The organism is Sulfitobacter donghicola DSW-25 = KCTC 12864 = JCM 14565 (genome assembly GCF_000622405.1).
Classification (GTDB): domain Bacteria; phylum Pseudomonadota; class Alphaproteobacteria; order Rhodobacterales; family Rhodobacteraceae; genus Sulfitobacter; species Sulfitobacter donghicola.
On the sequence record NZ_JASF01000005.1, the window covers coordinates 470,387 to 484,097 of the forward strand.

A 13,711-nucleotide genomic window follows, 5' to 3' on the forward strand; every position below is an offset into this window, starting at 1 on the left:
TCGCCGCGGCCCTGCACCTAAAAGCCGCGGTAATCTCTATTCCCCGCGCGGAAAGCGTTTGTTTTCTTCCAGCACGTTTAAATCCATATGGTTGCGCATATACGCCTCGGAGGCATCGCGCAGGGGCTGATAATCCCACGGGAAATATCCGCCAGATCGCAGCGCTTCATAAACAACCCACCGCCGCGCCTGAGATTTGCGCACATCCGCGTCATAGGCGTCCAAGTCCCAGCGCGCTTCTGATTTGGCGCGCAATTGGGTTACGGTGCCCGCGTGGGCGGGCACGTCGGCCAGATTGGTCAGCTCATGCGGGTCGGCCTCCAGATCGAACAGCTGATCGGGGTCCAGCGCGCAGCGGTTGTATTTCCACTTGCCATAACGCAGTGAAACCATCGGCGCATAAGAGGCCTCGGCCGCGTATTCCATGGCCACAGGTTCGGTGCGCTCTTGCCCCTGCCCCATCGGCACAAGGCTTTGGCCCGTTGTCCATGGGGCGATTTCCGACATATCCACGCCCGCCAAATCACAGAGCGTCGGGCACACATCGATATTGCTGACGGGGGTTGTTTGCAGCCCTGCCGCCATCTGCGGTGCGGCGATCATCATGGGAACACGCGATGATCCCTCAAAGAAGCTCATCTTAAACCACAGACCGCGTTCGCCCAGCATGTCACCGTGATCCGAGACAAACAGAATGATCGCCTCTTGGCGGGTGTCCTCAAGCGTTTGCAAGATGTCACCGATTTTATCATCAAGGTAGCTGATATTGGCGAAATAGGCCCGACGGGAGCGTTTGATATCTTCTTCGGTGATGTCAAAATCGCGCCAGTTGTTCGCATCAAAGATGCGTTTCGAATGGGGATCATGCGCGTCATAGTCCATTGCCGGAATCTCTGGCAGCAGATGTTCGCAATCCTCATAGAGGTCCCAGTATTTCTTGCGCGCCACATAGGGATCATGGGGGTGGGTGAAACTGGCCGTCACACACCACGGGCGTTTATCAAGACCGCGCGACAACTCATAAATCTTGCGCGTGGCCTCATAGGCGACGGCATCGTCATATTCCATCTGGTTGCTGATCTCGGCCACGCCTGCGCCCGTGACAGAGCCCATGTTATGATACCACCAGTCGATCCGTTCACCTGGCTTGCGGTAATCTGGGGTCCAGCCGAAATCAGCGGGGTAGATATCGGTGGTCAGGCGGTCTTCGAACCCGTGCAACTGATCGGGACCGACAAAATGCATCTTACCCGACAGGCAGGTGTAATAGCCCGCGCGGCGCAGGTGATGCGCATAGGTGGGGATGGAAGAGGCAAATTCGGCCGCGTTGTCATAAACCCCAGTGGCGCTAGGCAATTGCCCTGACATAAATGCCGCCCGCCCCGGCGCACACAGCGGCGATGCGGTGTAGGCATTCTGAAAACGGGTCGAGCGTGCGGCGAGCTTTTTCAGATTGGGCGCGTGCAGCCAATCCGCAGGGCCATCGGGAAACAATGTACCGTTAAGCTGATCAACCATCAGGATGAGGATATTGGGCTGGGTCATATGCGATCCTTCACAATCATCTCCAAGGCACGCAGGGCCGTTTGTTTCGCTTCGGCACTGGAACCGTGTTCATAAGATGTGGCGCGCAGATACAGGCCATCGATCAAAGCGGCGAGCATCTCTGCGTCCGCTTGTGGCGCGTCCGATAACGGCCGCAAAGCATGGGTCAGGTTTGACCGAAGCCGCGTCTGATACAGCAACAGCAACCGGTTTAGAGGGGATTGCGAAGGCGCCGCCGAATAAAGCGTCATCCACGCACTAACCGTTGCAGGCGCAAAACAAGTTTCATCAAAACTTGCCGTTATAATTGCTGCGGCCCGTTCGTACGGGGTGGTCGCGAGGGCAAGGCTGCTGCGCACCTGCGCCCCGTATTCTGACAGGATGTGGCGCATCGCTGCGAGGAAAATCTCGTTCTTGCCACCAAAATAATGATGCGCCAAAGCGGTCGAGACCCCCGCCGTTTTCGCAATCTGTCCAACGGTCACATCAAGAGATTGCGCGCGCCCGATTTCAGCAATCGTTGCTTGCACCAGCGACGCGCGTCGCAAGGGTTTCATGCCTAATTTGGGCATCAGAATCGGGGCCAATTGAACATGCCGCAAAAGGTGGGGGTTTTAGATTGATCAGTCAATCAATAAAAACTAGCCCTTGGTGGCAGGCGCGTCCGGCGTCACACGACGTTTCAGCATTGCCTCGCGCCAAGTGATAAATGTCACCGACCCAAGGATCACAAAGCCCCCGATAATGACCCAGATATCAATGGCTTCTCCGAACCAGATCACCCCTAGGGAGGTCGCCCAGATAAGTTGAAGGAAGGTCACAGGCTGGGTAACTGTCACAGGCGCCGCAGCAAAAGCCAGCGTCATTGTATAATGACCAGCCGTCGCAAAGACGGCAACACCAGCCAAAAAAGCCAGCTCTGTCGCGTTTGGCGTGATCCAATCGGCTGCAGCAAAGGGGGCCAGACCAAGGGTGACAAAAATGGACAACATCGCCACAACCACGCTTGGCTTCACCTCATCTGCCATGACTTTGGCCACCAGATAGCTGCCTGCAAAAACAACAGCGGCCAATAACATCGCTAAATGCCCGCTGCTTACCTCGCGAAATCCGGGGCGCAGGATGATCGCAGCACCGACAAGCCCCAAAAGAACCGCCACAATGCGCCGCGCGGCCAGCCGCTCACCTAAAAATATCGCGGCGCCCACAGTCACGTAGATCGGGGCGAGGTAATTCATGGCTGTCACTTCGGCGATGGGAATCCGCACCATTGCAAAAAACCACAAAATCACACCGCCCGCATGAAAGAACCCCCGCACAGAGAACAGCGCCCATTGGCGGCGGCTTAGATTTGCGGAACGGATCGCATTGATAGAGGGGATTAGAAAAACCAAACCAAAAGCATACCGCAAAAAGGCCGCCTCTCCCGAGGGTAATCGCGGCCCCATGGTCTTGACCAATGCGGTTACCATGATGAAGGCAAAGCCTGTCACCAGCATCCAGAAAATTCCGACCATTGGCCGCTGAGGTTTTGAGGTAGTCATAGGGCGACATGCACGCAATCGCCCAAGTGGTGCAAGCGATTAGTGAAACAGCAAAGACGCGGCAATGATCCACATGGTCAGGGCAATGAGCCCGTCCAAAATCCGCCAGCTGATTGGGCGGGCGAATATCGGCTCTAACAGGCGCGCGCCATATCCCAAGCTGAAGAAGAAAACGAGGCTGGCCAAAGCCGCCCCGCTGCCAAAGGAAAACCGATCATCATATTGCGCGGAAATGGACCCCAAAAGAACCAGCGTATCCAAATAGACGTGCGGGTTTAACCATGTCAGCGCCAATAAGGTTAGCAAGGTTCGCTTCAGCGTTGCAGGCGCCCGCCCTTCTGTGTTGAGGGCCTCCCCTCCGCGCCAAGCGCTGATCGCGTTACGCCATCCATAAGCGATCAAAAACGCCGCCCCACCATACCGCATGACGGGTTCGAACCATGGCACAGTTTCCGCCAAAGCCCCAAACCCAGCAACGCCAGCCGAAATCAAAAGCGCATCAGAAACACCACATGTCAGGCAAACCCAGAACACATGTTCACGGCGCAGCCCCTGACGCAGGATAAACGCGTTCTGTGCACCGATTGCGACAATCAAAGAAAGGCTCAGCAAGAAACCGGGAATAAAAGAAGATAACATTGGCCTCAGCTCCGGCAGACAGTGGATGGATAGAAATCCCCCGTATTGACTTTTGATCAAATTGTCGAGGCCTCACACCGCGTTCACAGCAACGCGTTTTGCCTGTGAGCGTGGAAAGCGCTAAATTGCAGGCACGACCTTAAAAGGTGAGTTCGTTAAAAGTTTCACAATCCCGCCCAATGTTCGCCATCTATCGGAAATATTTCGCCCGCTCACGAGAAACTGAACTCTTCCCCCTAGCGCAGGCTGTAACAACTGCCTATCTGCCGACTACTGATGAAGGAAATAGCAGATGACTGAAATGACAAAGAAGCTGGAAATCAGCCACGACGAACTAGAGCTCATCGCAAGCGCTCTGGAAACGCAGACAAAAATCTTGCGGATGCAAGCCAGTGCTGGCGGCCACGGTGCAAAAAAGCGCCTTGATGAAGTGCGCCGCGTTTTGGCAACCGTCACCCGCCAGACCAAAAAAACGCACAGCACCAGCGTGCAGCAATCCGGTTTTTGGGGTTTGCTAAGATCAATGGGTGAAGCCACCTAAACCTGCGACCACGACGGCGGGCTCTTTTGGCCTGTCGCACATGAAAAACGCCGCTGCATATAGATGCAGCGGCGTTTTTCGTGATTAAAGGGGGGCGCGTTTTACTCTAGCGCTTCCATAACTTCGTCAGATGCTTCGAAGTTCGCTGTAACGCGCTGAACGTCGTCATCATCTTCCAAGGCATCAATCAGCTTCATCAGCTTTTGCATGCCTTCCAGATCCATTTCGGTTGTCGTGGTGGGGCGCCAGATCAATTTGGTGCTATCACTTTCGCCCAGCTCGGCCTCAAGCGCGGTTGAAACATCGTTCAAATCCGTGTCTGCGCAATAGATCACGTGGCCATCTTCAGAGCTTTCCACGTCTTCTGCGCCCGCCTCGATTGCGGCCATCATCACAGTATCCGCATCGCCAACCGCCAGCGGGTAAGTCACCTCGCCCTTGCGATCAAACATAAAGCCAACGCTGCCTGTCTCGCCAAGGTTCCCACCATATTTGGTAAAGGTCGAGCGAACAGTCGAAGCCGTACGGTTGCGGTTGTCGGTCATCGTTTCAACAATAACGGCAACGCCGTTTGTGCCATAACCTTCATAGCGGATTTCTTCGTAATCCTCCGCATCGCCCCCTGTCGCCTTTTTGATTGCGCGTTCGATATTGTCTTTTGGCATCGAGGCCTGCTTGGCCTCTTTTACGGCCAAACGCAGACGTGGGTTTTTATCTGGATCGGGGTCGCCCATTTTGGCCGCGACGGTGATCTCTTTGGAGAATTTCGAAAACATCTTCGAGCGCAACTTGTCCTGACGCCCTTTGCGGTGCTGGATGTTTGCCCATTTGGAATGGCCTGCCATGGATGGTCTCCGTACTATAGCTATAAGTTTGTTAGCCGCGCTTATACGGCAGGGGCAGCACAAGCCGCAAGGCTCACATCGGAACTGGAGGCGCCTGTTTCGCTATATTTCCTGAATAGACCCTGAATATTTAGCGCCCAGCTAGGCCAGCCCTGTTTTGCGCCCCCTCACCTTTTGCAACCTGCCTGCGCATTGAGAGCGGAATCTCCCCTTGTCCTACCCCGCCGTCTGCAACATTGTGCGCCCATGACCCAAGATCAAATTATCCTCTTCGCGCTTTTTGGCGCCGTGTTCGGCCTCCTCCTTTGGGGGCGCTTTCGTTATGATATTGTAGCCTTTTCCGCCCTGATGGCGGGTGTTGTGCTGGGGGTTGTCGATAGCAAAGACGCCTTTAGCGGCTTTGGCCACCCAGCCACATTGGTGGTCGCGCTGGTTTTGGTGGTATCGGCAGGGCTGGTACGGTCGGGCGCGGTGTTGCTCATCACGCGAACGCTGGTTGATGCGTCCCGCTCATTAGGCGCGCATATTACTTTGATGGGTGCCGTTGGTGGGATTTTATCGGCTTTCATGAATAACGTGGCCGCATTGGCGTTGCTGATGCCTGTTGATATCCAAACCGCGCGCAAAGCTGGCCGCGCGCCCGGGCTGTCGCTGATGCCGCTCAGCTTTGCGACGATTCTGGGGGGGATGGTCACGCTGATCGGGACACCTCCGAACATCATCATCGCCGCGATCCGCGAAGAAAGCCTAGGTGCGCCGTTCAAGATGTTTGATTTTGCCCCTGTTGGCGGGGTTGCCGCGATTGCGGGCCTTGCTTTTGTTGCGCTGGTGGGGTGGCGTTTGATCCCTGCGCGCGACGACAGCGCGATCAGCGCCGAAGATCTTTCGGCCTATATTGCCGAACTGGTTGTGCCTGAGGGTAGTAAACACATCGGCAAACGTGTGTCGCAACTGGAAGAGACTGCCGACAAGGCTGATGTCGTCATCATCGGATTGATGCGAGATGGCAAACGCCGCTATGGGCGCGCGCGCAACACCGAACTGCGCGCGGGAGATGCATTGGTTCTTGAGGCGACACCCGATGCACTGGACGAATTCCGCTCAACTTTGGACCTCGCGATGGCCGATAGCGTCCGCGAAGAGCGCCTGCGCGCTGATGGCGATGGTGTAGAGATTATCGAAGTTGTCGTGACCGCTGAAAGCCGCCTCGCGGGGCGCACCACCCAAGCTGTTGGTCTGGCGTGGCGCCAGCGCTCGGTCCTGTTGGGTATTTCGCGCCGGGGGCGCAAGATCACCTCGCAACTGCGCAAGACCGAGCTCGAGACAGGAGACATCCTGTTGCTATTGGTACCACGTGACACAGGCGATGATGTTGCAGAGTGGCTGGGCGTTTTGCCGCTGGCTGATCGCGGTTTGGCCGTGACTGAAAACAGCAAGGTTTGGTTGGCCATTGGCCTGTTTGCAGGGGCGGTTGTGGCGGCCTCCTTGGGGCTGATCTATTTGCCTATCGCGCTAGGGATCGTGGTGATCGCCTATGTGCTGGCCAAAATTGTGCCCCTGTCCGAGCTTTATACCCACATCGAATGGCCGGTGGTTGTGCTGCTGGGGTCGATGATCCCGCTGGGTGCCGCGCTGGAAAAATCTGGCGGCACCGAATTGATCGCGGGATCGCTGGTTAACCTGACTGCGGGCATGCCAGCTTGGGCGGTTTTGACGGTTCTCATGGTCGTCACGATGACTCTGTCTGACGTTTTGAACAACACGGCAACAACGATTGTCGCCGCCCCTGTCGGCATTCAAATGGCGCATTCCCTTGAAGTGAACCCAGACCCCTTTCTGATGGCTGTCGCGATTGCGGCTTCCTCTGCCTTCCTCACCCCGATTGGCCATAAAAACAACACGCTGATCCTTGGCCCTGGCGGATATGGTTTTGGCGATTATTGGCGCATGGGCCTGCCGCTAGAGATTATCGTCGTTGCGGTTTCGATCCCTGCCATTCTGGTTTTCTGGCCGTTGTGACGTAGCTTCCCTCTTGGCAGAAATAGGCTCTGCGTGGCAGGTTCCCGCCAAAGCGCTGGCTAAACGGCGCTATAGGGAGGAAATATGGATATTCTAATTAATGTGGTTCTGCCACTGTCGCTGGCTGTCATCATGCTGTCATTGGGGATTGGGCTGACGTTGGGGGATTTTCGCCGCGTCGCCGCCCAACCGCGCGGGTTCTTTGCTGGCGCGTTAAGCCAAATCGTTCTGTTGCCGATCGTGGCTTATGTAGCGGCTGTGCTCTTTGGGTTGCCGCCTGCTCTTGCTGCGGGTCTAATGCTGCTGGCGCTATGCCCGGGTGGTGTGACGTCAAACATGATTAGTCGCCTTGCGCGCGGCGATGTGGCCCTGTCGGTTTCGCTAACAGCGGTGATTTCTTTGCTCAGCATTTTGACAGTACCGTTTATTGCCGCGTGGTCTGTGCAGCATTTCATGGGCGAAGCCGCGCCCGAGGTGAACATCACCTCGCTTGGGATCGCGATGTTTGTGATCACCGCCCTGCCCGTTTGTATCGGTGTGGCGATCCGCCATTTCGCTACCGGCTTTGCTGATCGCGTCGAGCCGATCCTGACCAAGATTGCGACCGTTTTGTTTGCCGTTATCGTTTTGGCAGCGCTTGCCGGAAACTGGTCACTGTTTGTAGACAACATCAGCGTGCTTGGCCCTGTGCTCATTTCTGTCAACCTCGTGCTTATGGTTTTGGGGCTTTTCGTTGCTGCCTTCTTTGGTTTGGGCTGGGATGGCCGCAAGACGATCTCGATCGAGACAGGCGTGCAAAATGCTACGCTAGGCATCACGTTGAGCGCCATTATATCGGGTCAATCTGACGGGTTTAGCGCGCTGGCCCTGCCCTCAGCCGTATATGGCATTACGATGTATCTGGTCGCAGCGCCTTTTGTCATGTGGTACCGCAGAAAATAGGCAAACCAAGCTTACCAGATCAGCGGGATCACCGCGCTGGCAATCAGGGACATGGACAGGTTCAGCGGCACACCAACGCGCATAAAGTCGGTGAACTTGTACCCCCCCGGACCATAAACCAACGTGTTGGTCTGATACCCAATCGGGGTGGCAAAGGCACAAGACGCGGCGATCATCACCGCCACGACAAGCGCGCGTGCATCCATGCCCAAGGCCGCAGCCAATGAGATCGCGATGGGTGTCATGATGACAGCCACCGCATTATTGGAAACGATTTCTGTAAACACCGTGGTCAGCAAGAACACGCAAAAGATCACGCCAGCGGGCGGCAAATTACCCAGTGCAGGCGCAATGCCATCAACAATCAACTGCACTGCGCCCGTATGCTGTAACGCAGCCCCCACGCAGAGCATCGAAAAAATCAGCGCCAACAAACGCCCGTCGATAAAGGAAAACGCCTCATCCGCGTCGATGCAGCCCGTGACCAGAACAATGGCAACAGCGATCACTGCCAACATCAAAATAGGCGCAACGTTCAGCGCGGCCAAGGTGACAATGGCGGCAAGTGCGGCAATGGCAATGGGCGCATGGCCACGACGATAGGCCCGCTGGGACGGTGTGCTGACATCAACCATATCCATATCGCTGGCCAAACGCTGAATGTCTTCGGAGGCGCCTTCTAGCAGCAGGGTGTCACCCACCCGCACCACCAGATCATCCAGCTGCCGCCCGATGTTCTGGTTCCGCCGATGCACCGCCAGCGGGTAAACACCGTAACGGCGGCGCAGACGCAATGCGCCCAAGCTGCGGCCAATCATCTTGCATCCCGGGGTGATCAACACCTCAACCGTATTGGTTTCAACTGCCGAAACCTGATCCACGCGCTTTAGCTCTGGGGTGGCCTGAAGGCTCAGCAGTTCGGACATCTGGGTGCGCAAAACCACGCGGTCCCCCGTTTGCAACACAACGTCTTTCAGGTTGCGGCGTAACGAGGCATCGCCACGAACCACGTCGATCAGGCGCACGCCTTCGCGTTTGAACAGCTTTACGTCCAGTACCTCACGCCCGATCAGGTTGCTTTCAGGGGGGATCACCGCCTCTGAGAAAAACTTCATCTTGGAGCGGTCACTCAGCATCCCTGCCATGCTGTCCCGTTCAGGCAACAGGCGCCGCCCGATGGTCGCCATGTAAAACAGCCCCCATGCGCAAACGGCCAAACCAATCGGCAGAATTTCGAAAATACCAAAAGGCTCCAGCCCTTGCGCACGCGCCACGCCATCCACCAACAGGTTTGTTGAGGTCCCGATCAGGGTGAGCGATCCGCCCATAATCGCAGCATAACTCAGCGGGATCAGCAGCTTGGAGGCTTTGGTGCCTAGTGTCTTGCTGAGTTGAACCACAACGGGGATCATGACAACCACCACAGGCGTGTTGTTCATAATGGCCGAAGCCCCCATCACCGACAGGATAACACCAATCACCGCCAGTTTGGGATTGGTGCGCGCATATCGTTCGGCCATTTGCGTTAAAACCTCAAGCGCGCCAGTACGCACCAGCGCCCCCATGACAATAAACATCGCCGCAATCGTCCATGGCGCCGAGTTGGACAGCACTATCCGCGCGTCCTCATAGGGCAACAACCCCATCGCCAACAGCGATGCAGCCCCCGCGAGGGCGACAACTTCGGTTGGCAAGGTCTCTCGCAGGAAGAGGATAAACATCACCACAACAACGGTGAGCGCAAGGATCGCTTGGGAAAACTGACTAAGTTCGAACATATATTTAGGCCTGCCCTGTTTCGGCCCTAAGTGTCGCCCATCGCAGGATCATCAGCAAGGGCTGCTTTGGCCTGCGGTTGGACAAGATACATACCTGCAAACATCGCCGCCAGCGCCAGCCAGATCAGCTGCGAAAACGTCTCGCCCAGCATCAGCCATGCCCAAAACAGGCCAAATCCCGTGACCATATAGCTCACCTGCACGGCGAAAACCGCTCCGGCGCGACCAACCAGCCAGACATAGCTGGCATAGACCAATACATGCACAACCGATGACCCCACCAGCGCGAGCTGCGGCCGCGGCATTGGCCATTGGGGCATAATCATCTGATTTGTGAAGAGCATGAGAGGGATCACCATCACCAAACCAAACAGGGACGCACCCAGCATCAATTGAAACGGGTCTAGCCCAGCAACACCCCAGCGGGAAACGTAATTGCCCTCGAACGCATAGAAAAACGCGACGACCAGATAGACGGCAGCCCAGCCAACGGGAACGGCCTCACCCAGATCTACGGAGGGGAGGATGATGATCAAAACCCCGATCAAGCCAAAACACAGACCAATTAAACGCCGCCATGCGAAGCGATCCGTGCCCAATGTCAGCGCAATGGCAAAGGCAAACATGGGAATAATGCTCAGCAGCAGGGACATAATCCCAGACGGCAAATGCACCGCCGCCTGATAGGACATGGTGTTCGGGATCACCGTCCCGATAAGAGCGATCACCCCGTAAGCGCGCATCGCCGCCGCGTTCATCGGCAACGGCGTGCGCCGAACGGCGCAAAGCACCAGCATCAACGCCGCACCCAGAACCAACTGCCAAAAGATCAGACCGAAATGGCCGTATCCCGTACTCACCGCGATCTTTGCCATGGGCTGGGTCGCCCCCCAGCCAGCACCCAACACCACCACAAACGCGCTGAACAGCAGAACCTCGCGCCGTGGCATTGCCGTTTGGCTCATGGGGCGCTCTGCTGCAGCTTTCCACCTTGGCGAATGGGTACGATGCGCGTCGCGCGGCCCGTTTTGTCATCTGTTTCGACGTAAACGCCCGATAGGGTCGCCTCATCCGCCGCTGGGGTGAAACGCTCTTTCGGCATGCCAGTGATGAACCTGCGCAGCGGCTCGGTTTTCTCCATGCCGATGACTGAGTTATAATCGCCCGTCATCCCCGCATCGGTCAAATAGGCCGTACCAGCAGGCAAGATCATGGCATCCGATGTCGGCACATGCGTATGCGTCCCCACAACAAGGGATGCACGCCCGTCACACCAATGGCCCATCGCCATTTTCTCCGAGGTCGCCTCGCAGTGCATATCCACAATGATTGCGTTGGCCAGCCCGCCCAATGGGTGCGTTTTCAGGACCGCATCCAGCGCGGAAAACGGATCGTCAAAGGGGCGCTTCATGAAGACTTGGCCCAAGGCCTGTGTCACCAGAACCTGTTTTCCCGTGCGGGTTTTGAACAATCGCGCGCCCTTACCCGGAGCGTTTTTGGAAAAATTCAAGGGGCGTATCACGCGCGGCTCTTGTTCGATAAAGGACAGCATATCCTTTTGGTCAAACGCATGATCGCCCAGCGTCAGGCAATCGGCCCCCGCATCCAATAGCGTCTTTGCATGAGACCCAGACAGCCCCATGCCCGAGGTCGCATTTTCGCCGTTCACAACAACAAAATCGAGTTTCCATTCCGTCCGAAGACGCGCCAGATTTTCGGTAATAGCGCGGCGCCCGGCGCGGCCCATTACATCACCAAGGAATAGTATTTTCATACATCAGCGATAGGCCGCACGCCCCAAGCTTGCAAGAGCCCAAGCCATCCCAAATCCATTTTGGGCAGCATATCCTGTATCGAACGGTGATTTGGGGCTTTCCGAGCATCACTGCCCAAAGGTTACGTGATTTCAATAATACCCGCTTCTGTGACGATCAGATCGAGCGGCTGGTCGGTTGGTTCCAGCGCAACGGCGTCAACCTCTTGCCCTGCAAAGGCAAAACCAATCGCCAAAGTCGCACGTTTTGCGCGCAACAATTCCAACGTGCGGTCATAAAACCCACCGCCATATCCCAAACGCCCCCCTTTGCGATCAAAGGACAAGAGCGGGACGACTACGATTTCTGGTTCAAAAAACGTAGGATCCTGCGGAATGGCCGCACCAAACTGGCCCGCGACCATCACGGTTTCGGGGGTCCAACGGGCAAATTTCAGGGGTGTATCCGCCGCCTCTATGACGGGAACGCCGACATCTCCATAGGCAGAGGCTTCGGCCATTGCGGGTGTTGGATCGATCTCGGTGCGGATGGGCATAAAGCCAGATACCGGGACGCCGCGGTGGCCTGCCAGAACTTCGCTCAGATACCCCGCCTGAGCGCCATTTGCCGCCTCAAACAACGGTTTGCGCCGCGCAAAGGCTTCTTTTCGCGCGGCGGCTTTGATCTGAGCTAAAGTCATAATAGTACCGCCGCTGCTAGACCCAAAAAGGCAAAGAAACCAACCACATCTGTTACCGTGGTCACAAACGCGCCTGACGCAAGCGCAGGATCTACACCTATTCGTTCAAGCAGAATTGGAATGCCTGTTCCCGCCAGCCCAGCAACAACCATGTTGACCACCATCGCCACGGCAATCACCCCGCCCAGCGCAGGTGAGCCGAACCAGATCACCCCGACAATACCCATCACAACCGCAAATATTGCCCCGTTTATCAACCCCACTAAACATTCACGTCGGATAACCCGCCACACGTTAGAACCGGTGAGGTCTTTTGTTGCCAATGCGCGTACGGCAACTGTTAGGCTTTGAGTTCCTGCATTCCCCCCCATCGAGGCCACGATGGGCATCAAAACGGCAAGGGCGACAATCTGGGCCAGAGCCACCTCAAACTGCGCGATCACCAGCGAGGCCGCGATGGCCGTGACCAGATTGACCGCCAACCAAGGCAGCCTTTGTTTGGTCGTCTCTCTCACGCGATCCGAAAGCGAGCCCTCGCCCACACCCGCCAATCGCAGGATGTCTTCTTCGTGCTCATCATCCAAAACCGCCATCGCGTCATCAATGGTGATTACCCCGATTAGGCGGCCGTCTTCATCCACAACGGGGGCCGAAATCAGGTGGTATTGGTTAAACGCATAGGCCACGTCACCTTCATCACGCATCGCAGGAATAACCTGAAAAGTCTCCTCTAGCAGGTCGCTCAGCATCGTCTCGCGGCGCGAGCGCATCAATTTGCCCAAAGTGACATTGCCCACGGGGTGCAGCCGCGGATCAACGATGATGATATGGTAAAACTGATCGGGCAGTTCGTCTTCTGGCGTGGCGCGCAGATGGTCAATGGCGGCCCCAACGGTCCAATGCTCGGGCGCCATCACCACTTCGCGTTGCATCAAACGGCCAGCAGAATATTCGGGATAGGTGAGCGCCTGTTCAACGGCGGCGCGATCACTGTCTTCCAATGCGTCCAGAATGGTTTCTTGCTGGGGCCCTTCCAAATCTTCGATGATGTCGACAACATCGTCACTATCCAGCTCGCGCACAGCTTCATGCAGAACTTGCGGCGTCAGGATCGAGATGACTTCGTCACGGATGGAATCGTCTAGTTCCGATAGAATCTCACCATCGAATTCGCGATCAAACAGGCGCACCAAACGAGAGCGATCAAAAGCGTTGATTTGCTCCAAAAGGTCAGCAATATCAGCCGCATGCAGCGGCTCCATCAGCTCGATCAGCTTTTCGCGGTCATCAATATCAACCGCATAAAGGATCGCCGCCACATCGCGTTTATTCAGCAAATAAGCTTCGGGCGCGTCACCTTCGGGGGGCTGACCTGTTTCTAAAACCTGATCTGACATAGAGGCC

At 56.3% G+C, this 13,711-nt stretch carries 13 protein-coding genes; 3 read left to right on the plus strand and 10 right to left on the minus strand.

From position 1 onward, the window contains the following. Window positions 1–36 precede the first annotated feature (36 nt). The 4 genes from betC to Z948_RS0103300 form a co-directional block, all read right to left on the minus strand. Window positions 37–1,545: a choline-sulfatase gene (gene betC / locus Z948_RS0103285; RefSeq protein WP_025058150.1), complete on the minus strand. Its 1,509-nt coding sequence runs from the start codon at window positions 1,543–1,545 to the stop codon at window positions 37–39. After that, complete coding sequence (gene betI, locus Z948_RS0103290; RefSeq protein ID WP_025058151.1) at window positions 1,542–2,117, minus strand: transcriptional regulator BetI; 576 nt, start codon at window positions 2,115–2,117, stop codon at window positions 1,542–1,544. Before betI ends, betC begins: the two co-directional genes overlap by 4 nt. Window positions 2,118–2,186: 69 nt before the next feature. Then, the gene (locus tag Z948_RS0103295) at window positions 2,187–3,089 is read right to left on the minus strand and encodes a DMT family transporter (RefSeq protein ID WP_025058152.1); all 903 of its coding nucleotides are present in this window, start codon (window positions 3,087–3,089) and stop codon (window positions 2,187–2,189) included. Window positions 3,090–3,128: 39 nt separating this feature from the next. Continuing rightward, on the minus strand, window positions 3,129–3,728 hold the full coding sequence (locus tag Z948_RS0103300; protein ID WP_025058153.1) for a LysE/ArgO family amino acid transporter: 600 nt from the start codon (window positions 3,726–3,728) through the stop codon (window positions 3,129–3,131). A gap of 292 nt (window positions 3,729–4,020) precedes the next feature. Here Z948_RS0103300 and Z948_RS0103305 point away from each other — a divergent pair, with 292 nt between their 5' ends. Next, a complete protein-coding gene (locus Z948_RS0103305; protein ID WP_025058154.1) occupies window positions 4,021–4,269 on the plus strand; it encodes a hypothetical protein in 249 nt (82 codons plus the stop codon). Window positions 4,270–4,370: 101 nt separating this feature from the next. Here Z948_RS0103305 and Z948_RS0103310 read toward each other — a convergent pair whose 3' ends face one another. Continuing rightward, window positions 4,371–5,114: a YebC/PmpR family DNA-binding transcriptional regulator gene (locus Z948_RS0103310; RefSeq protein ID WP_025058155.1), complete on the minus strand. Its 744-nt coding sequence runs from the start codon at window positions 5,112–5,114 to the stop codon at window positions 4,371–4,373. A 246-nt stretch (window positions 5,115–5,360) separates the two neighbouring features. On the opposite strand from Z948_RS0103310, the gene Z948_RS0103315 reads away from it, so the two are divergent. Continuing rightward, on the plus strand, window positions 5,361–7,133 hold the full coding sequence (locus tag Z948_RS0103315) for an SLC13 family permease (RefSeq protein WP_025058156.1): 1,773 nt from the start codon (window positions 5,361–5,363) through the stop codon (window positions 7,131–7,133). An 84-nt stretch (window positions 7,134–7,217) separates the two neighbouring features. Further along, window positions 7,218–8,075 carry a bile acid:sodium symporter family protein gene (locus Z948_RS0103320; RefSeq protein ID WP_025058157.1) on the plus strand — a complete coding sequence of 286 codons (858 nt, stop codon included), beginning with the start codon at window positions 7,218–7,220 and terminating at the stop codon, window positions 8,073–8,075. 11 nt (window positions 8,076–8,086) lie between these two features. Here the strand turns inward: Z948_RS0103320 and Z948_RS0103325 are convergent, their stop codons facing one another. From Z948_RS0103325 to mgtE, 5 genes are all read right to left on the minus strand, one after another. Then, the gene (locus Z948_RS0103325) at window positions 8,087–9,853 is read right to left on the minus strand and encodes an SLC13 family permease (RefSeq protein ID WP_025058158.1); all 1,767 of its coding nucleotides are present in this window, start codon (window positions 9,851–9,853) and stop codon (window positions 8,087–8,089) included. Window positions 9,854–9,879: 26 nt separating this feature from the next. Beyond that, a complete protein-coding gene (locus tag Z948_RS0103330) occupies window positions 9,880–10,818 on the minus strand; it encodes a DMT family transporter (RefSeq protein ID WP_245604545.1) in 939 nt (312 codons plus the stop codon). Continuing rightward, on the minus strand, window positions 10,815–11,627 hold the full coding sequence (locus Z948_RS0103335) for a TIGR00282 family metallophosphoesterase (RefSeq protein WP_025058160.1): 813 nt from the start codon (window positions 11,625–11,627) through the stop codon (window positions 10,815–10,817). Before Z948_RS0103335 ends, Z948_RS0103330 begins: the two co-directional genes overlap by 4 nt. A gap of 122 nt (window positions 11,628–11,749) precedes the next feature. Continuing rightward, window positions 11,750–12,310 carry a 5-formyltetrahydrofolate cyclo-ligase gene (locus Z948_RS0103340; protein WP_156023486.1) on the minus strand — a complete coding sequence of 187 codons (561 nt, stop codon included), beginning with the start codon at window positions 12,308–12,310 and terminating at the stop codon, window positions 11,750–11,752. Then, window positions 12,304–13,704, minus strand: a complete 1,401-nt coding sequence (gene mgtE / locus Z948_RS0103345; RefSeq protein ID WP_025058162.1) for a magnesium transporter — start codon at window positions 13,702–13,704, stop codon at window positions 12,304–12,306. Before mgtE ends, Z948_RS0103340 begins: the two co-directional genes overlap by 7 nt. Between the last annotated feature and the right edge of the window lie 7 nt (window positions 13,705–13,711).

What these genes read in the sequence shown, in the direction of transcription:
- betC (WP_025058150.1), bottom strand. Translation starts at nt 1,545, where the DNA reads ATGACCCAGCCCAATATCCTCATCCTGATGGTTGATCAGCTTAACGGT.
- betI (WP_025058151.1), bottom strand. Translation starts at nt 2,117, where the DNA reads ATGCCCAAATTAGGCATGAAACCCTTGCGACGCGCGTCGCTGGTGCAA.
- Z948_RS0103295 (WP_025058152.1), bottom strand. Translation starts at nt 3,089, where the DNA reads ATGACTACCTCAAAACCTCAGCGGCCAATGGTCGGAATTTTCTGGATG.
- Z948_RS0103300 (WP_025058153.1), bottom strand. Translation starts at nt 3,728, where the DNA reads ATGTTATCTTCTTTTATTCCCGGTTTCTTGCTGAGCCTTTCTTTGATT.
- Z948_RS0103305 (WP_025058154.1), top strand. Translation starts at nt 4,021, where the DNA reads ATGACTGAAATGACAAAGAAGCTGGAAATCAGCCACGACGAACTAGAG.
- Z948_RS0103310 (WP_025058155.1), bottom strand. Translation starts at nt 5,114, where the DNA reads ATGGCAGGCCATTCCAAATGGGCAAACATCCAGCACCGCAAAGGGCGT.
- Z948_RS0103315 (WP_025058156.1), top strand. Translation starts at nt 5,361, where the DNA reads ATGACCCAAGATCAAATTATCCTCTTCGCGCTTTTTGGCGCCGTGTTC.
- Z948_RS0103320 (WP_025058157.1), top strand. Translation starts at nt 7,218, where the DNA reads ATGGATATTCTAATTAATGTGGTTCTGCCACTGTCGCTGGCTGTCATC.
- Z948_RS0103325 (WP_025058158.1), bottom strand. Translation starts at nt 9,853, where the DNA reads ATGTTCGAACTTAGTCAGTTTTCCCAAGCGATCCTTGCGCTCACCGTT.
- Z948_RS0103330 (WP_245604545.1), bottom strand. Translation starts at nt 10,818, where the DNA reads ATGAGCCAAACGGCAATGCCACGGCGCGAGGTTCTGCTGTTCAGCGCG.
- Z948_RS0103335 (WP_025058160.1), bottom strand. Translation starts at nt 11,627, where the DNA reads ATGAAAATACTATTCCTTGGTGATGTAATGGGCCGCGCCGGGCGCCGC.
- mgtE (WP_025058162.1), bottom strand. Translation starts at nt 13,704, where the DNA reads ATGTCAGATCAGGTTTTAGAAACAGGTCAGCCCCCCGAAGGTGACGCG.